Annotated in this window: 15 protein-coding genes; 4 read left to right on the forward strand and 11 right to left on the reverse strand. The window is 67.2% G+C overall.

All coding sequences use genetic code 11. The features are described 5' to 3' along the window. Window positions 1–2: 2 nt before the first annotated feature. The 5 genes from GF399_07560 to GF399_07580 are packed head-to-tail and all read right to left on the reverse strand — an operon-like array spanning window position 3 to window position 5478. Window positions 3–1187 carry a radical SAM protein gene (locus GF399_07560; GenBank protein ID MBD3400173.1) on the reverse strand — a complete coding sequence of 395 codons (1185 nt, stop codon included), beginning with the start codon at window positions 1185–1187 and terminating at the stop codon, window positions 3–5. After that, window positions 1064–1348 (reverse strand): PqqD family peptide modification chaperone, encoded by a 285-nt coding sequence (locus GF399_07565; GenBank protein ID MBD3400174.1) that lies wholly within the window; start codon window positions 1346–1348, stop codon window positions 1064–1066. The genes GF399_07560 and GF399_07565 overlap by 124 nt, the downstream gene beginning before the upstream one ends. Window positions 1349–1365: 17 nt before the next feature. Next, on the reverse strand, window positions 1366–2370 hold the full coding sequence (locus GF399_07570; GenBank protein MBD3400175.1) for a hypothetical protein: 1005 nt from the start codon (window positions 2368–2370) through the stop codon (window positions 1366–1368). Further along, on the reverse strand, window positions 2343–4739 hold the full coding sequence (locus GF399_07575) for a polysaccharide biosynthesis tyrosine autokinase (GenBank protein ID MBD3400176.1): 2397 nt from the start codon (window positions 4737–4739) through the stop codon (window positions 2343–2345). Before GF399_07575 ends, GF399_07570 begins: the two co-directional genes overlap by 28 nt. Before the next feature lies 1 nt (window position 4740). Further along, the gene (locus GF399_07580; GenBank protein ID MBD3400177.1) at window positions 4741–5478 is read right to left on the reverse strand and encodes a hypothetical protein; all 738 of its coding nucleotides are present in this window, start codon (window positions 5476–5478) and stop codon (window positions 4741–4743) included. 485 nt (window positions 5479–5963) lie between these two features. Between GF399_07580 and GF399_07585 the strand changes: the two genes are divergently transcribed. Further along, window positions 5964–6761, forward strand: a complete 798-nt coding sequence (locus tag GF399_07585; protein ID MBD3400178.1) for an electron transfer flavoprotein subunit beta — start codon at window positions 5964–5966, stop codon at window positions 6759–6761. 74 nt (window positions 6762–6835) lie between these two features. Beyond that, window positions 6836–8005, forward strand: coding sequence for a 4Fe-4S dicluster domain-containing protein (locus tag GF399_07590; GenBank protein MBD3400179.1), 1170 nt, complete (start codon window positions 6836–6838; stop codon window positions 8003–8005). A 127-nt stretch (window positions 8006–8132) separates the two neighbouring features. Here the strand turns inward: GF399_07590 and GF399_07595 are convergent, their stop codons facing one another. The 6 genes from GF399_07595 to GF399_07620 form a co-directional block, all read right to left on the reverse strand. After that, on the reverse strand, window positions 8133–9830 hold the full coding sequence (locus GF399_07595; protein MBD3400180.1) for a glycosyltransferase: 1698 nt from the start codon (window positions 9828–9830) through the stop codon (window positions 8133–8135). Between the two features lie 6 nt (window positions 9831–9836). Continuing rightward, window positions 9837–10763 carry a hypothetical protein gene (locus tag GF399_07600; protein ID MBD3400181.1) on the reverse strand — a complete coding sequence of 309 codons (927 nt, stop codon included), beginning with the start codon at window positions 10761–10763 and terminating at the stop codon, window positions 9837–9839. A gap of 22 nt (window positions 10764–10785) precedes the next feature. Then, window positions 10786–11721 (reverse strand): hypothetical protein, encoded by a 936-nt coding sequence (locus GF399_07605; protein MBD3400182.1) that lies wholly within the window; start codon window positions 11719–11721, stop codon window positions 10786–10788. A 13-nt stretch (window positions 11722–11734) separates the two neighbouring features. After that, window positions 11735–12679, reverse strand: coding sequence for a ribose-phosphate diphosphokinase (gene prs, locus GF399_07610; protein ID MBD3400183.1), 945 nt, complete (start codon window positions 12677–12679; stop codon window positions 11735–11737). A 369-nt stretch (window positions 12680–13048) separates the two neighbouring features. Beyond that, window positions 13049–13423 carry a hypothetical protein gene (locus GF399_07615; protein MBD3400184.1) on the reverse strand — a complete coding sequence of 125 codons (375 nt, stop codon included), beginning with the start codon at window positions 13421–13423 and terminating at the stop codon, window positions 13049–13051. A gap of 252 nt (window positions 13424–13675) precedes the next feature. Continuing rightward, window positions 13676–14587, reverse strand: a complete 912-nt coding sequence (locus GF399_07620) for a hypothetical protein (GenBank protein ID MBD3400185.1) — start codon at window positions 14585–14587, stop codon at window positions 13676–13678. A gap of 189 nt (window positions 14588–14776) precedes the next feature. Between GF399_07620 and GF399_07625 the strand changes: the two genes are divergently transcribed. Both GF399_07625 and GF399_07630 read left to right on the forward strand, forming a co-directional pair. Further along, window positions 14777–15967, forward strand: coding sequence for a trypsin-like serine protease (locus GF399_07625; protein ID MBD3400186.1), 1191 nt, complete (start codon window positions 14777–14779; stop codon window positions 15965–15967). 258 nt (window positions 15968–16225) lie between these two features. After that, window positions 16226–17390 (forward strand): adenylosuccinate lyase (locus GF399_07630; protein ID MBD3400187.1); only part of this gene is annotated, 1165 nt, incomplete at its 3' end.

Below are 17390 nucleotides of genomic sequence, written 5' to 3' on the forward strand. Positions count from 1 at the left end.
CTTTAACTGTCGGCTCTCGCAGACAATATTTGATGCAACTGAAGATTTTTCTTCGCCTGTGAGCAAACGGTGGGGGATGGTTTCCAGGCACTACCGGTCTCTAGAAAAGCTATCCCTGAACAGCGGCTGCACTGGATGGCAAACCGGCAATCCCGACAAGTTGGGTGAACTAATTTTGCAATGCCCCTCCAATACATCAGCCTGGACGAGTGTTGCCAAATACGAGCCACCGACTGGAACGCCGCCTTGCCCAAAACAAGAGGAGTTTGAATACAGGGCGAGATATCCCCATTGGGACTAACAGCAAATGTACTCAATCCTGCGTTACAAGGTACCGCCCGCCGAACGGGTTCGAGCGCGTGTGCTCTTGTTTCTGCTCCGCGAGGGACCGCTCGTTGTCCTTCCACCCAGGCTGTTTCGTCAACACTAAGGTAACAATCGGCCACGGGCTGCTCGCCCCTGTTAGTGGGCGTTATGTATCCCGTAGACACATAGGTGCCGCCGAGGTTGTGGGCTAATCGTTCCAGTCGATTATGCTGACGGTAGTTCTCTTTCAACAGGGAGGTCTTGATTTTGACGAAGAGGCCCGCCTCGCGGAACAGCCTAAGTGATCGAATGATACGCTCGAAACTACCCGGCACTCCACTGAAGGCATCCTGGGTTCGCGCATCCGCTCCATGGAGTGATACCTCGATAAAACGCACATTGGCCTGAACTAACCGCTCGACCTTTTCCTCATTATAATCGTAGGCATTGGTAAATAACCGGATGAAAAAGCCGTCGTTGCCGAGTTCCTCCAACAGCTCCCAGAAAGCGGGGTACAGCGTCGGCTCGCCGCCGGTCAGCAGCAGGTTCACATCTCCAAGCTCGGCGGCCTCGCGAAAGATAGTCGTCCATTGAGCCGGGGACATCTCTTGCGCCCGGGAGCTGTTTCGATCAATGTAACAGTGTTTGCAGTTCAACTGGCAACGATAAGTCAGTTCGCAACTAATACTTAGGGGAATATTGCTTCTGCTCAGCGCTCTGCGAAAAGTGAAAAAATCCGCTCTTAGGTCGTCCGTGTTCAACGTACGACCTCCAGCACCTGGCGGCGGACGAGCTGCTCGACCAGTTCGCTCAGGTCGGCCTCCAGCACCGCGCGGTCGACGTCGTACTCCTCGAGCAGGCTGTCGATGATCCCGCTCCACTCGCGCTCGCCGTCGCAGAGTTCCCAAAAGCGGGCCCCGACAGCCTGCAGGTTGTGCAGGTTGCCGTCGAAGGGCGTGATGATGAAGACCTCGTCTTCGACCCGGCGCCAGGGGATGTCCTGATGGCGGCGGGGAATGTCGTCGTCGAGCGGGCGGTTCATCGGCGGTGTACTCCTTTTCAGTGACGCTCTCCCGCCCGGCGGACCAGGGGCCACAGCAGGCGGCTCAGGCCGTAGGTCAGGGCGCGGGCCGGACTCTGGCAGAGCAACAGGCCGAGCAGCCGGGCGCGGAGCTGCAGGCCGCCGGTGGACTTCAGCAACCGGAACCGGTAATCGTCGGCGGGCAGGATCGCCCCCGGGGGCAGCCGTCGGCGCAGGGCCGGGAAGCGGCGCAGGTAGGCCAGAGCAAAGTCGTAGAGCCGTTCCAGGCCGCAGCGGCGGGCGTTGCCCTTGACGGTCGCCCAGTCCACCAGGGGAGCCAGCCGGTGGAGGTCGAGGACCCAGAGCAGGTGGCGTTCGAAGAGGTGCTCCTTGGCCAGATGGGCCAGGGCGAACAGGGCGGCGTCCTCGAGACGGGGCACGTAGACGCGTCCGCTCTCCAGCTCCAGGGGCCGGCGATTGGCCCACAACTCATCGTAGCCGCGGTAGCGACCCGGCGGCACCAGATCGAAGTGGACCTCGAGGCTGCGATCGTCCTTCTGCCAGCTCAGGTGGACCCAGGTGCGGTAGAGCCGTCGGGCGTAGGCGCCGTGTTCGCGGGTCAGCCAGCCGCCGCGCGCCAGCCGGCGCCGCAGCTCGTCGTACAACCGCCGGGGGCAGAAGAGGTCGATGTCGACGGAGGACCGGGCCCCCGGAGGATAGAGCAGCCGGGCGAAGTGGACGCCCTTGAGCACCACGGGCTGCAGTTCGCCGGCCAGGCGGGTCAGCTCGACGGTCAGGCCCTCGTTGATCAATTGGCGCCGCAGAACCTCGAGCCGGGCCCGGCGCAGCTCGGCGGCGTAATCGGCGGGTAGTTCGTCCAGCAGGCCCGCCGTCTCCAACTCGGCGCAGACCGCGGCGCTGAGGCGCTCCAGAGCCAGCCGTCGGCGCAACTCCGGCTCATCGGCCAGTCGACGGGCCAACGCCGAAGTCGACCCCGAGACCAGTTCCAACAGCGCTACTTCTTGCCCAGGAAGCGCTGCCACAGGGAGCGTTTCTGCGACGAATCGACCTCGCCGCGGTGGTAGTAATAGTAGTAGTAACGGTGCGACTTGTAGGTCCGGGTCAGGTCCACCTTGTTGAGGACGAAGCCCAGGATGTTGGCCCGCGCCTTGCGCAGGTGCGCCACGGCCTCGCGGGCGGCGTCGGCTTCGGTGCTCTCGCTCTGCAGCACCAGGATCGCCCCGTCGGCCAGGGTGCTCAGGATCGCCGGATCGGTAACCGCCAGCACCGGCGAGGTGTCCATCACGATACGGTCGAACCGCTGACGCAGGCGCTCCACCAGGCGCCGGCAGCGCTTGCTGGCCAGCAGCTCCGAGGGGTTGGGCGGCAGGTGGCCGGCCGGCAGCAGGTAGAGGTCATCGATCCCCGTGGGACGGATGCACTCGTCGTCCTCGCGATCGCCCAGGATCAGCTCGGTGATCCCCGGCGTGGTGGGCACGCTGAAGTACTTCTGCAGCTCGGCCTTGCGCAGGTCGGTGTCGACCAGCAGCGTGGAGAGTCCCTGCTGGGCGAAGGAGAGGCCCAGGTTGGACGACAGGGTGGTTTTTCCGTCGCCCTTGCTGGGGCTGGTGACCGTAATCAGCTCCAGTTTACGGTCGACGCTGAAGTACTGGAGGTTGGTGCGCAGGATACGGTAGGACTCGGCCACCGGCGAACGGGGATGACTCAGCAGCAGCGGCTTGTAGGGCTCGGGGGGGCGCTCGCTGTCGGCGATCTTGGGGATGACCCCCACCGAGCGAATCCCCAGCAGCTGGCTGGTCTCTTCGGCGGTCTTGAGGGTGGTGTCGTTGAGCTCGATGATCACGGCCAGCCCGACGCCGACGACGATGCCGATCAGCAGGCCGATCAGGATATCGCTGGTGTGATTGGGGCTCACCGGGGCCCGGGGTACGAGAGCCTGGTCCAGAATGCGGGCGTCGCCGGTCTCCATGCTCTCGTTGATCCGCGCTTCCTCGTAGCGCTCCAACAGCATGGTGTGGATCTTGTTGGCCACGTCGGCCCGGCGCTGACGCAGGGCCAGCTCCATCTCCTGCTTGGGCAGCTCGCCGATCCGGGCGCTCAGCGCGGCAATCTCCTCGTCGATCCCGCCCAGTTGAGCCTCCAGGCGTTCGATCTCCCCGGAGATGTAGCCACGGCGCCGCGACTGGCGCAGCTGTTCGCGCAAGTCCTCGGCTGCGGCGGTCAGCTGGCCGTCGATGGCCTGCAGACGCGGATTCAACGGACCGGTCTGCTCCTCGAGCTGCTGTCTCTCGACGAGCAAGCGGCCGATCTCCCCGGCGTAGGCCTGCAGCACCGGATCGGAATGAATGCCCTGCCAGGTCGTCAGCGTCGTCAAGCCCTCGACACCGAGCTCGCCCGTGGTCGTCAACTCCTCGATGGCGTCCTGAACGGCGTAGAGAGCGCTGAGGTCGGTGGCGATCTGATAACGCCGGGCCTCGGTGTTGGAGAGACGCTGGGTGGTTTGGGCGGCCTCGTTGGTGAAGGTGACCAGGCCGGTCTCCTCCTTATACCGGCGCAGCATATCCTCGGTGTTGCGCAGCTTGAGCTCGGCCACCTCGATCTGCTCGCCGATGAATTCCCGGGCTCGGCGGGCCCGCGACTGCTTCCAGCGCAGGTTTTCCTCGACGTAGACCTCGGCGACGGCGTTGGCCAGCTCGGCGGCGCCCTGGGGATCGGTGCGCCGCACACTGATGATGATCGTGTTGCCCTCCTTGGCCTTGCGCACGATGGTGCTCTGGCGGATGCCCTCGGCCAGGGTGGCGGGATCGGAGGTGCGGATGGTGATGGTTTTGTCCGGGCTCGGCGAGGGATCCTCGAGGGTGAAGCCCATCAGGCCGTCGTCGGTGACGAAGGGTTCGGAGTAGGTACCCCGGCCGACGCTCTCTCCCGTGGCGGAACTCAGAAGCTCGTAGGAGTCGGTATCCTCGACGAGCTGATACTCGCCGGGGGGGAAGCCCTGTTCGACCCAGGGGGAGATGAAGCTGGCGCCCTGGGGACCGTCCGCGCTGGCCTCGAAGGCCAGGTTGAGTTTATCGACCACCCCCAGGGAGGTGCTGCGGCTGGAGATGATCTGGATCTCCGTCTCCAGCCGGTAGGGGTAGTAGTTGGAGTAGTAGCCGCCGATGAAGTTCTCCTGGCCCTGGGTTTCCAGCACCAGGGAACAGGCGGCGACGTAGGTCGGCGCCGTCGAGAAGGTGCGGTAGGCGCTGAAGGCGGTGATGGAGACTACGGCGAAAATGATGATCCACTTACGCTTGCGCAGGATCAACAGGTAATCGGCCAACCGCGGTCCCTCGGAACTGGGGGGCCTTCCAGCGGTCTGTTCCTGCTGTTGGAAGTCTTCGGTCGCCATGTCACCAGTTGAGGTAGTAGAGCCGGTTGAGATTGATCACCGAGGCAATGGTGGGGCTGAGACTGCCGAGGAAGGCGTTCCAGTCGCCGATGAAGGAGCGCGAAACGTAGACGATGTCGCCGGAGCCCAGAGGGATGTCCCAGTTCGCCCCGCCGCCTTCCAGGATATCATCGACATTCACCAGATAGAGCTTGGTCGCCTCCGGCAACACCCGGACCACGGCCACCTCGCTGGCGACGGCGTGCTCGTTGAGGCCTCCGGCCTGGGACAGGGCCTCGATGAGGGAGATCCCGACCCGGTAGCCGTAGCGGCCGGGCTTGGCGACCTCGCCGAGGATGTAGACCCGACAGCTATTGTACTCCAGCACCTGGAGTCCGAGCTGCAACCGACCGAGGTAGGGCCGCCAGCCATCGGCTAGGGCTTCGCGTAACTGCCGCACGGTCAAACCGGCGGCGCGGAAGTCCTCCAACAGGGGCAGGTTGAGGTAGCCCTCGGGATCGACGAAATAGGCTCCGGACAACTCGGGGTGCTCGAGAACGGTGATGTTGATCTTGTCGTCGGGTCCCACGCGGTAGCTGGTCTCGGCCAGAAAGGCGGCGTCGACCACCGGGGCCTCGATGATCTCGACGGTACGCCCGGCCAGGGGATCCTCCACCGGCGCCTCCGCGGCAGCGCCGAGCGTCGCCGGCGCCGTGAGCGCCAGCGTCCATGCCGGGATCAAAACCGTGGTCAGCCTCATCAAATCACCATCAGCTCGTAACGTTTAGTGGTGCAAACTACGGGTTCCGCATGGCGCGGAGCCCCTGTGGCATAGCGGTGCAAGAAGTATGCCAATCCCGTCCAGGCGGGCCTCGGCAGCGGAATAGCGGACGCGGGCGGTTCGCCTCCGGCGCTGAGGCAGGTGCGGGCGACCAGCGGTACATCCGGCGGGAGCGCCGTCGAACGGCTTTTTTCGGCCACCGCCGGTCGCGACGGCGTTAAAAGCCCCCTACTCGCTGGGAATTATAAGCTTCCGGCTCAGCCGGGTCAACCCGGCCGGGGTGCGAATTCCGGGGTCTTAACTCCCTTGCGGGGGGCCTTTTGCCCCATTCGAGCCGTCGCCGGGGGTCGGGGAGTCGGTTTTCCGCGGGGGACCGCACCCGTGCTTGACCGTCGCCGGGGGCGTTGATATAATCCCGCCGATTGCGCGATTATACCAAAACCGTCAGCGAGGCGAGGGCCGCCATGCACTACGCCGTCTGCATCAAACAGGTGCCCGACATCACCGACGTCAAGATCGATCCCGAGCGCGGGACCCTGATCCGTGAGGGCGTGCCCAGCACAACCAACCCCTTCGACCTCTACGCCCTCGAGGCCGCCCTGGACCTGCGCGATCGTTACGGCGGCAAGGTCACCGCCCTGACCATGGGCCCGCCCCAGGCCGCCGACATCCTGCGCGACGCCGTCGCCATGGGCGTCGACGAAGTCGTCTTGCTTTCGGACCGCGCCTTCGCCGGAGCCGACACCCTGGCCACCAGTTTCGTCCTGGCCACGGCGGCGGCCAAACTCGAACCCGCTCCACGGCTGATCTTCGCCGGCAAACAGGCCATCGACGGCGACACCGGTCAGGTCGGTCCCGGCATCGCCCGCCGCCTGGGCTGGACGCAGATCACCTACGCCTACCGTCTCGGCGAGCCCCGCGAGGACGCCATCGAGGTCGAGCGCCTGCTCGAGGACGGCCGCGAGGTCCTCGAGGCCCGGTTGCCCGCCGTGGTCAGCGTGGTCAAGGACCTCAACGAACCCCGCCTGCCCAGCCTGCGCGGTCTGCGCCGGGCCCGCCGACTCGAGGTCCCCGCCTGGGGGCTCGGCGATCTGGGCATCCCCGAGGAAGAGGTCGGCCTGGCCGGCTCGCCGACCCAGGTGGTCAAGATATTCAACCCCTCGAGCCGCAAGACCGAGGGCGAACTCTCCGACGCCCCGGCCCACCAGGCCGCCGCCCTGCTGGTCAAGTGGCTGGAGGACAACCGGGTTCTCGAAGCCTGAACCCGCCCCAGCGCCCGAACACCGGCTGTGACTACCCGCGCGAATCAACCCCCGGAGGTCGGCAAGTGGCCCACCTGCGCATCGAAGAAAAGCTCTGCATCGGCTGCGCCAAGTGCGTCAAGGTCTGCCCGTTCAACGCCCTGGAGATGGACGGCGATGTCGCCCGGGTCAACGAACGCTGCACCGACTGCGGCGCCTGCGTCGACGAATGCCCCGTCGACGCCATCGTCCTCGACCGGCCCGAGACCGTCGGCGGGATGGACCTCGCGGCCTATCGCGGCGTCTGGGTGGCCGTCGAGACCCAGGACGGCGCGCCGGCCCACGTCAGCCTGGAGCTGCTGGGCCAGGGCCGCGAGCTGGCCGACGACCTCGACGTGCCGCTGTCGGCCCTGCTGGCCGGCTCCGACGTCGCCGACGGCGCCGACGAGCTGATCGCCCACGGCGCCGACGTCGTCCACCTCGTCGAGCACCCCCTCCTCGAGCGCTACAACACCGACGGCTACGTCAAGGTCGCCGCCGAACTGATCGAGCGCTACAAACCCGAGATCGTCCTCTTCGGCGCCACCAACAACGGCCGTGACTGGGCCGGAGCCCTGGCCACCCGACTGGGCACCGGGTTGACCGCCGACTGCACCGGGCTGACCATCGACCGCGACGAACGCCGCCTGTTGCAGACCCGGCCGGCCTTCGGCGGCAACATCATGGCCACCATCATCACCCCGCGCCACCGGCCCCAAATGGCCACGGTGCGGCCCAAGGTCTTCCCCGTGCGCCCCGCGCCCGATCACGAGGGCCGGGTCGTCCGCGAAGAGGTCGACCTCGTCGACACCGACCTGCTGGCCGTGCTGAAGGAATTCATCCCCTCCAAGGCCGAATTCAACATCGCCGAGGCCCGGATCATCGTCTCCGGCGGCCGGGGCCTGGGCAAGCCCGAGCATTTCACCAAGATCTACGCCCTGGCCGAGGCCCTCGGCGGCGCCGTCGGAGCCAGCCGCGCCGCCGTCGACGCCGGCTGGATCCCCTACCCCCACCAGGTCGGCCAGACCGGACGCACCGTCCGCCCCCGACTCTACGTGGCCTGCGGCATCTCCGGCGCCATCCAGCACCTGGCCGGGATGAAGACCTCGGAATATATCATCGCCGTCAACAAGGACCGCAACGCGCCGATCTTCGACTTCGCCGACTTCGGCATCGTCGGTGATCTGCACGAGGTCGTCCCCGAACTGACCAAGATGCTGCAGTAGCACGGCGAATCGTCTGCCGTAGCCGGTAAAACCGGGAGGCCGCGGCCTCCCGGTTTTTTCTCACCGAAACCCACTTTCAATCCGCGCGGCTACTCCAGCCCCGGAAGGACAACCGGCCTCGGCCGCCTCAGCGCGGTGGTTGCCAGCCGGTGACGTCTGGTTCGCGGCGCATCTCGGCGTCGAGATCGACGGTGCGCTCGACGACGCGGCTCCAGTCCAGCTCGGCGGCCCAGCGTTTGGCGTTCTCGCCGAAGCGGCGCAGCAGTTGGGGTTCGCGCCACAGGCGCAGGATCTTGGCGGCCACGTCGGCGGGAGACCGGGGATCGGCCAGCAGGCCGGTCTCGCCGTCGAGGACGGCGTCGGGCACACCGCCGAGGGTCGAGCCGAGGGAAGGGGTTCCGGCTGCGCCGGCCTCGATGTAGACGATGCCGAAGCCCTCGGCCCGGCCCGGCGGCTCGTCGCGGCTGGGCATGCAGAACAGGTCGGCCAGGCGGTAGTGGGCGGTCATCTCCTCCTCGGGCACCCGGCCGAGGAAGCGCACCCGTTCGGCGACGCCCAGGCGGTCGACCAGCTCGCGCACCGCGGGAAGGTAGTCGCCGTGACCGCCGAGGAGCAGGTGGGTTTCGGGGAACTCGCTCAGGACGGCGGGCAGGGCGCGCACCAGGGTGTCGTAGCCTTTGCGGGCCACCACCCGGCCGACGATGTAGAGCAGGCGGGCCTCGGCGGGCAGATCGTAGCGGCGGCGCAACTCGAGCAGTTTGTCCTCGGTGACGGGGCGGCTGAAGCGCTGGTAGTCGACACCGGGGTGGATGACGGCCACGCGCTCCGGCGGCGTGTGGTGCAGGCGCTGGCAGATGTCGCCGGCGTAGCCGGCGTTGGCCACCACCCGGGTCGCTTCGCCGAAGCTGGCGCTGAAGAAGGGCGCCAGGCGGGGGTCGTTGCCCCAGTTGAGGTTTTCGGTGCCGTGGGCGTAGACGAGGTAGGGCCAACCGTAGAGGGCGCAGAGGAGCCAGGCGACCTGGGAGGCGGGCAGGCCGAAGCCGACGTGGATCGAGGCGGGGGATCGCTCGGCGGCGAGGTCGCAGGCGGTCCGGAACAGGGCCAGAAAATCGCTGAGGAAGTGCAGAGAGAGGTTTGCGAGGAAGGCCTCGAGGGTCTCGAGCACCCGAGGCGAAGCGGGGCGGCCGGGCAGTCGGGCGGCGGCCGCGGCGGCCCCGTCGATCAGGCGTTGGAGCTGGAACGGAGTGTCGCGCCGGCCGGCGAAGTAGCGGCGGACGGCAACGGGGCTCACTGGATCGAAATCACGCCAGCCAAAGCGATAACGGTCGACGACGCGGACGGACAGCCCGTTGTCGGCCAGCCCCTCGGCGGCGTGGCGCATCCAGGTCTCGATACCGCCGACGGCGGGAGGATAGGAGGCGGCCAGGTAGAGAACGCCGTCGCCGGTTGCTTCGGCGCTGCGGGGCTGCCGACGTTCCAGCTTCCGGCGGAAACGCCGCGCCGCCCAACCACCGAGCCAGCGCCGCGTCGTCGATACGAACCACGGCAGAGCGTCCTTGGTCAAACTGCAGGGCGCCGAGGCGTAGGGCACCACCCAGACCTCGGCGGCGTGGAGCAGGGCCAGCAGGCGCAGGCGCCGGGGGATATCCCCGGCCTTGTAGGCCGTCAGGTAGATACGGTGGTAGCGGCGACCGGCCAGGCGGCGGCGCAGGCGCCAGAGATCGAACCCGGCGCCCTCGCCCCGCTCGCTGAGATTAAGCACCTCGGCGGCCGGAGGCCAGGCCGTCAGCGCCGGGTAGTTGACGTCGATGATTAACTCATTCATTAGTCATCAGCGGTAGTGGAGCAGGTGGGTTTCGGCGGCGGCCCAGCCTTCGTCAGTCTCGATGAAGATCAGGTCTTGCAGGTTCTCGGCGGCGGGGTGCTCGCTCTCGCTCAACCCGCCGGCGGCGTCGACGCGGGCCAGGTAAGCGCCGGGCCCGCAGATCCAGCAGCCCCCGCCCGCCGGATCGGCGGCCACGCCGAAGAGGGTCCGTTCCGTATCGACCACGGCTTCGGCCCCGGCGGCGTCGAAGCGGTAGACCACGCCGTCGGCGGCGACGAGCCAGCCCGCGCCATCCGCCGTCAGGGTGCAATCCTCGAGACGGTCCCCGCCGGTGGAATGGTAGCTGGAGTCATCGCCCTCGATCAGCAGGGCGGTTCCCGTTCCGGCGGCGTCGGCGCCGACGACGAGGAGCGTCCCGTCGTCGCCGACATCGACGGAGCGCCAGAGGTAGTCCGCCGGAACGGTCAGGCGCTCCCAGACGTCGGCGACCAGCCGCCAGACCTGGCCGGCGGAGCCGACGGCGCAGGCCGTGTCGTCGGCGTTGACGGCGACCTCGTTGAGGTAGGCGCAATCCGCCGGGGTAACCTCGCTCCAGCCCGCACCGGGAGCGTAGTCGTAGAGGCGGCCCGCGTCGCCGACGTGGCCGCAGGCCCAGGCTCCGCCGTCGGAGCGGACGGCGACCCCGGTCAGTTCGGCGCTCGAGGGACCGTCGAGTTCGCTCCACGAGCCGCCCGCACGGCGCCAGAACTCACCGCCCAGGCCGACGACGCAGACCACGTCCCCGGCGGCGTCGAGATCGCGCAGCCCCGCCGCCGGGCCGCCGGGAAGCTCGACGGCCACCCAGTAGGGATCGAGCTCGACATCGCCGTCGCAACCCGCCGCCAGCAGCGCCGTCAGAACCGCCGCCAGACTGATAAGCATCGCTTTCTTCATCGGGGCGCCTCCCCGTCCCGGGTTAGAAGAAACCCAGCAGGTGATCGTCGGTGACCAGCCAGCGCGGGCGTCCCGCCTCGTCGCAGAACAGATCCCGCACATGGCCGTCGACGGGCAGCAGCTCCGGAGTCGCCCCGTCGCGGTCGACCCGGCTCAGCTCGCCGTAGGCTCCGCAAACCCAGCAATTGTCGCGCCCGACGGCGCAGACACCGTAGAGGGGATTGGCGGAGCGGTAGAGCGTCGCCAGATCGCCTCCGACCTCGTCGAAGAAATGCAGGTTGTGGTCACGATCGACGAGCCAGGCCCCGTCACCGAGCAGCGCCCCGGCCGCCACGCCGTAGTCGCCGAGGGGGTACTTGGTTCCCTCGAGATCCTCCTCGAGGATCAGGAAGCGACCGTCGTCGGCTTCATCGTCGCCGACGGCCAGGATCCGTTCTCCGGACAGATCGACGCCGCGCCAGCAGTCCCGCAGGTCGGTGTAGACCAGGCGCCAGTCCGCACCGGGTTCTCTGAGCCAGATGTGGCCGTACCAGCCCACGGCGGCCGACCGGCCCTCGGCGTCGGCCTCGACGGCGGTCAACCATAACACGCGCCCGGGCAGCTCGACGACGCTCCAGCCCGTTGACGGATCGTACTCCCAGAGGGCACCCAGGTACTGACCGTCGGAAAGTGTTGCCGCGGCGCAACCGCCGGGCAGGGCGGCGATGTCCGTCAACACCCAGCCGTCCTCGACGGCCAGCCCGCGCGGCAGCCAGTCGCCGCCGTCGGAGTACCACACCCGACCGTCCGCGGCGGCCGCCCAGACCCCGCTGTTATCGGCGGCGTCCACGGCGCACAGCTCGCCGCCCGCGGCACCGGGGAGCTCGACGATCCGCCAGGCCGGGTCGTCGCCCAGCCCGTCGCAGGCCGTCAACAGAACCGGAGCCAACAAGACGCAGAACCTCGTCAGACGGCGCATTCACGCCTCCCGGTCAAACGAACAGGGAGCTGATCGAGAGCTGGAAGTGGGTCCGGCGGATCGCCTCGCCCAGCAGCCGGGCCACGCTGACCTGGCGAATGACCGGCGGCGCGCCCTCGCGCAGCGGAATGGTGTCGGTGACGATGAACTCCTCGAAGACCGAATCGGCCAGCCGCTCGAAGGCCGGACCGGCGAAGACGCCGTGGGCCACCGCGGCGCGCACGCTCCTGGCCCCGTGCTCCTTGAGCATCCTGGCCGCGTTGACCATCGTGCCTCCCGTGGCGATCACGTCGTCGATGATGAAGCAGTGCTTGTCGCGCACGTCGCCGGTCAGCGTCAGGGCCTTGGAGCTGTCGGCGGCGAAGCGGCTCTTGCCGACGATGGCGAAACCCGAGTTGAGCCGATCGGCGTAGCTGCGGTTGACCTTGGCGCTGCCGGCGTCCGGGGCGACAATGACCAGCTCCTCGGCCGGGAAGCGGCGCATCTCCTCCAGAAAGATCGGCTTGGCGTAGAGATGGTCCACCGGGATGTCGAAATAACCCTGGATCTGACCCGCGTGGAGCTCCATCGTCAGCAGACGGTCGATGCCGGCGCGGACCAGCAGGTTGGCCACCAGCTTGGCCGTGATCGGCACCCGGGGCTTGTCCTTGCGGTCCTGCCGGGCGTAGCCGAAATAAGGCACAACCGCCGTCACCCGATTGGCACTGGCCCGCCGCACCGCGTCGACCATCACCAGCAGCTCCATCAGGTGGTCATTGACCGAACCCGTCGATGCCGTGCAGGTCGGCTGCAGGATGAAGACGTCGCGCCCGCGGACGTTCTCGTGGATCTCGACCCGGATCTCGCCGTCGGCAAAACGGGTCATCAGACGCTCGCGCAGAGGGGTGTGCAGATAGGCGGCCACGTCGCGGGCCAGTTGGGGATGGGCGTTGCCGGCGAACAAATACAGATCGAGCATGGCGGACCTCACGATCGTAGGGAAGGGGACGGCTTATTGAGCTTCGATTTTAACCCTCAGCAGCCTTCAGCGCAAGCCGAACGCCGTGCACAGACCACACCGCAGCGACGGATCTGAGGGACCTTTGAAAAACAACCCCGCCGAACCGCCGACCCCAGACGATCGAAGCCCCGGAACTGGCACGGTTTTTGCGGAGGCGGACCGTTATCATCGGCCGTAACGGTCGCCGAGATGCAAAAACCGTGCCAGTTCCGGGGCGGCGCAGACGGCGCGAGGCAGTGTCGCCGGAGGCTGTTTTTCAAAGGTCCGTCCGGCAATCAACAACGGGTCCCTCGGCGGGGACCCGTTTGCTGAAAGACCTTGCGGCCATCAGTGCCGATAGCCCCGCTTGTCGTCGAGGCCGCCGCCGATGCGGAAGCGGGCCACCAGATAACCGGTCAGACCGCCGCCGACCAGGGCGAAGAGGAAGAAGTACCAGAAGGGGATCTGGACCATGATCGCCAGGGGAGTACCCAGCAGCAGGGCCAGGAAGGCGCCCTGGGTGATGCCGTAGCGCCAGAGTGGGGCGGCGCCGATAACGAAGCAGACGGCCAGACGGTGGCCGAAGAAGGCCAGCATCTCGACGACCTCGACATCGCCCGAGCTGAACATGGGAATGATTTCGAACAAACCGAGGACCAATCCCATGTAGATGCCGATGACCCAGGGTCGGCGCCAGATTGAGGGCTTGTCGGAATCAGCCATAGGTGAGGAATAGGGTTGGGAGGTGGTTTTTCAGCTTCGAGGGGATGGTGGACGGCGGCGCAGAGCCGCCTGTCGACGAGGTGCTGGACCCTGATGGTAGTTTTAAGGCGGTAATCCGTCTACGGCAATATCAACCCAGAACAACAACAGCACCATCAGGGACAGCCGACTGCTGATCAGCCCGCCGGCACCGGAGAAAACCCCGACGTGATCACCAAGGCAGTTACGCCGGGCAGCAGCCTCGGCGTCCCCCTAGCCGCCGAGGCGGGCGAGGAAGTCACCGCTGGCGGCGTCGACGACGAGGTCGGTGTACTCACGGTCCTCGGCGTCGTTCATCGGAGCTGCGAGCCGCAGCAAGACGTGATAAGTGGGTCGATCGCGATAGGCTTCGCCGGTGTTTTCCGGGTCGTCCTGGTGGGTGAGGTAGATACGGTCCAAGTGCCAGCGATCGAGTTCGCGCTGCGGACGGTCGTCATTGGCCAGGGCGGTCTCCAGGGCGGCGGGGGAATCGACGTCCGTCGCTGCGAGGGGATTGCGCGGGGCGCCGAGGGGCCAGGTGGTGTGAGCGTCGGGGTCGCCCACGGGCACGTCGGTTTCCAGGACCATGGTGCGGACGCCGGCGGTGACGACGATCTTGAGGGCCCGGCGGGTGGCGGGCGAGTAGTAGGCGATCTCCCACTCGCGGTGCCGACCCCCGTCGGGCTCGACCCCGGAGGCGCAGGCGTAGGCGAAGGCGTCGCTGTGCCAGGCCAGGCCGAGGGACTCGCTCAGGCGCAGGGCTTCGAGAACGGTGTATGAATCGCGGTCGTAGAGGGCGGCGATCTCCGAATCGACGGGTTCCAGCCATTCGCGGCCGTCGTCGTACCAGCACAGGGTACCCTCGGTACCGTCGGAGAGCAACCGAACCCGGGCGGTGGACTCGCCGGCTTCGAGGACCTGCAGGGCGGTGCCCGGGGGCAGCTCGAGCTTCTCGCCGGCGGCGTTTAGCTCGAGGTTGGATCCGGGGATCGGCTTGAGGTAGGCGCCCGCGGCCGGGGGATCGGGCCGGACCGTCACCGTGGTCCGCTGGCACTGGAAGATCTCGCCGAAGACGACGAGCATCACCAGGCCGGCCAGGATGACGGCCATCAGGGAGCCGAACAGGATAACGCGGTGTTTGGCCATGACTCGCCCGTTGGAGTGGGAGGAAGGACGGCGTTGAGCTGATGCTTCCCTGCTATTATACCCGCAGGACCGGGTCGGGGCAAATGAATATCGGCTTCGGCGTGTTATCATCGGAGGAACACGGTGGCGGCGGCCGGCGTACAGGGTAGGTGGAAGCAGCTGACGTGACACAATCACCGGGGAGGCCGGATGCAGAGAAACCTGATGCCCTTGATATTCATTTTGCTCCTGTCCATCGTCATTCCGGGATGCGCCGAGGAGCAGGAAACGTCGGCGGACGACACAGCTCCCGAGAGCACCGCGACCCAGGACGCCGAAATAACCCACGAGCGCGAGAACGCCATCGTCGCCGCGACGCGGCGCGCGGCACCCGCCGTCGTGACGATCACCACCATCACGCGCTACACCGAACGGGTTTACGATCCCTGGAGAGGTTTCTTCAACGACCCCTTCTTCCGCGAGTTCTTCGGTCACGGCTATGAACCCTCCGAACCCCAATACCGGGAGCGCGAGATCCCCGGGATGGGCTCCGGCTTCATCATCGACGAAGAAGGGCATGTGCTGACGGCGGAACACGTTGTTCACTCCGCCGACGAGCTGGAGATCACCCTGCCCGACGGCCGCAGCTTCCCCGGGGAGATCGTCGGCCGCGACCCCTACACCGACACCGCCGTGGTGCGGATCATCGACGGCGAGGACCTGCCCGTCGTCGAGTTCGGCGATTCCGACGCCCTCGAGGTCGGTCAATGGGCCATCGCCATCGGCAACCCCTTCGGCTTCGTCGTCAACGACCCCCAGCCCTCGGTGACCGTGGGCGTGGTCAGCGCCGTGGGGCGGACGATGCGCTCCCGGCTGTCTTCGGGCGAGGGGCGGATAATCGACGGCTTGATTCAAACCGACGCGGCGATCAACCCCGGCAACTCCGGCGGCCCCCTGGTCAATTCCCTCGGCCGGGTGATCGGCATCAACTCCTCGATTCTGTCAACCTCCGGCGGCAACCAGGGCATCGGTTTCGCCATCCCGATCAACACGGCCCGGGAGGTGGCCGGGGAGCTGATCGCCCACGGCAACGTCAGCCGGGCCTACATCGGTTTCTACCTCCAGGACGTCACCGCTTCGATCGCCCAGGCCCTGGGCCTCGATTCCACCACCGGGACCATTATCACCGAGGTAGATGAGGGCTCGCCGGCGGATGAGGTCGGCCTGCGCCGGGGTGACGTGATCCTGGGCTACAACGACGAACCGATCACCTGCCTGCAGGACTTCTACGACGAGTTCCAACGCAGCGCACCGGGGGACGAGTTGTTGCTCAAGGTTTTGCGCGACGGCGGCTTGTACAAGGTCACTCTGGTCATCGACGAACAGCCCGTCGAGGAGTAGGCGCCGTTGACTCCGATCGCGCCGGGCCGGCACGTTTCCTGCATTCCGGGTTCAACCGCTCGAACGTTCGAACGGTTGAACCCGGGCCACAAGGGCGCCGACCCTCAGTAGTCACCCCTCCCCCGCTGGGCGGTTTTTTATCCTACCTTGCCACTTCCCTGGGTATCGACGGCTGTGGTAAGATTCGGGTTGACTGGGTCACGAGTCCTTTTTGAGAGTCGCCGGCCGCCGGATCCGCCACCAACGACGGTGCCAGAGATGATCAACCGCTACAGCGTCCCCGAGATCGAGCGCCTCTTCAGCGACAAGACCCGCTTCGACACCTGGCTGGAGGTCGAGCTGGCCGCCGCCGCGGCGATGGCCGAGCTGGGCCGGATACCAGCGGAAGCCGTCGCCGTCTGCCAAACCAAGACCGCCGAGACCCCGCTGGATCCCGGACGCATCCGCGAGATCGAGCGGACCACCCGCCACGACGTCATCGCCTTCCTCGAGCACCTGGCCGAGATCATCGGTCCCGAGGCCCGCTGGCTGCACCTGGGCCTGACCTCCTCCGACGTGCTGGACACCGCCCTGGCCCTGCAACTGACCCGGGCCCACGCCGTCGTCGACGAAGCCCTGGCCGAATTGACCGCCGGCGTGGCCGACAAGGCCCTCGAGCACAAGGAGACGCTCTGCGTCGGCCGCAGCCACGGTATCCACGCCGAGCCGACGACCTTCGGGCTCAAGCTGCTCGGCTTCTTCGTCCAATTGCGCCGGGACCGCGCCCGCTTGAACGCCGCCGCCGCCGAGCTGCGCGTCGGTCAGCTCTCCGGGGCCGTCGGCGTCTACACCAACCTCGACCCCGAGGTCGAGTCCCGGGCCTGCGCCCGGTTGGGTCTGACCCCGGCCCCCGTCTCGACCCAAATCCTCCAGCGCGACCGCCACGCCGCCTACCTCCAGGCCCTGGCCCTCCTCGGAGCGACCCTCGAACGCCTGGCCGTCGAGATCCGCCACCTGCAGCGCACCGAGGTCGCCGAGGTCCGCGAGCCCTTCACCAGCGGCCAAAAGGGCTCCAGCGCCATGCCCCACAAGCGCAACCCCATCGTCACCGAGCGCCTGACCGGCATGGCCCGCCTGCTGCGCACCAACGCCCTGGCCGCCGTCGAGAACGTCGCCCTCTGGCACGAACGCGACATCAGTCACTCCTGCGTCGAGCGCATCATCCTGCCCGATTCCCTCCACCTGGCCGTCTATATGCTGCGCAAGGCCGCCTTCGTCGTCGACGGCCTGGTGGTCAACGCCGCCAGGATGCGCACTAACCTCGAGCTCAGCGGCGGACTGCTGGCCTCCTCCGCCCTCCTCGTCGAGCTGATCCGCGCCGGCGCCGAGCGCAAGCGCGCCTACGAACTCGTCCAGCGCCACGCCCTGGCCGCCTGGGAGGGCG

This window comes from Candidatus Coatesbacteria bacterium (assembly GCA_014728225.1).
GTDB lineage: Bacteria > RBG-13-66-14 > RBG-13-66-14 > RBG-13-66-14 > RBG-13-66-14 > WJLX01.

Coding starts and splice junctions, on each gene's coding strand:
- GF399_07565 (MBD3400174.1), bottom strand. CDS start 1,348: ATGAACCGCCCGCTCGACGACGACATTCCCCGCCGCCATCAGGACATC.
- GF399_07575 (MBD3400176.1), bottom strand. CDS start 4,739: ATGGCGACCGAAGACTTCCAACAGCAGGAACAGACCGCTGGAAGGCCC.
- GF399_07580 (MBD3400177.1), bottom strand. CDS start 5,478: ATGAGGCTGACCACGGTTTTGATCCCGGCATGGACGCTGGCGCTCACG.
- GF399_07585 (MBD3400178.1), top strand. CDS start 5,964: ATGCACTACGCCGTCTGCATCAAACAGGTGCCCGACATCACCGACGTC.
- GF399_07595 (MBD3400180.1), bottom strand. CDS start 9,830: ATGAATGAGTTAATCATCGACGTCAACTACCCGGCGCTGACGGCCTGG.
- GF399_07600 (MBD3400181.1), bottom strand. CDS start 10,763: ATGAAGAAAGCGATGCTTATCAGTCTGGCGGCGGTTCTGACGGCGCTG.
- GF399_07605 (MBD3400182.1), bottom strand. CDS start 11,721: ATGCGCCGTCTGACGAGGTTCTGCGTCTTGTTGGCTCCGGTTCTGTTG.
- prs (MBD3400183.1), bottom strand. CDS start 12,679: ATGCTCGATCTGTATTTGTTCGCCGGCAACGCCCATCCCCAACTGGCC.
- GF399_07615 (MBD3400184.1), bottom strand. CDS start 13,423: ATGGCTGATTCCGACAAGCCCTCAATCTGGCGCCGACCCTGGGTCATC.
- GF399_07620 (MBD3400185.1), bottom strand. CDS start 14,587: ATGGCCAAACACCGCGTTATCCTGTTCGGCTCCCTGATGGCCGTCATC.
- GF399_07625 (MBD3400186.1), top strand. CDS start 14,777: ATGCAGAGAAACCTGATGCCCTTGATATTCATTTTGCTCCTGTCCATC.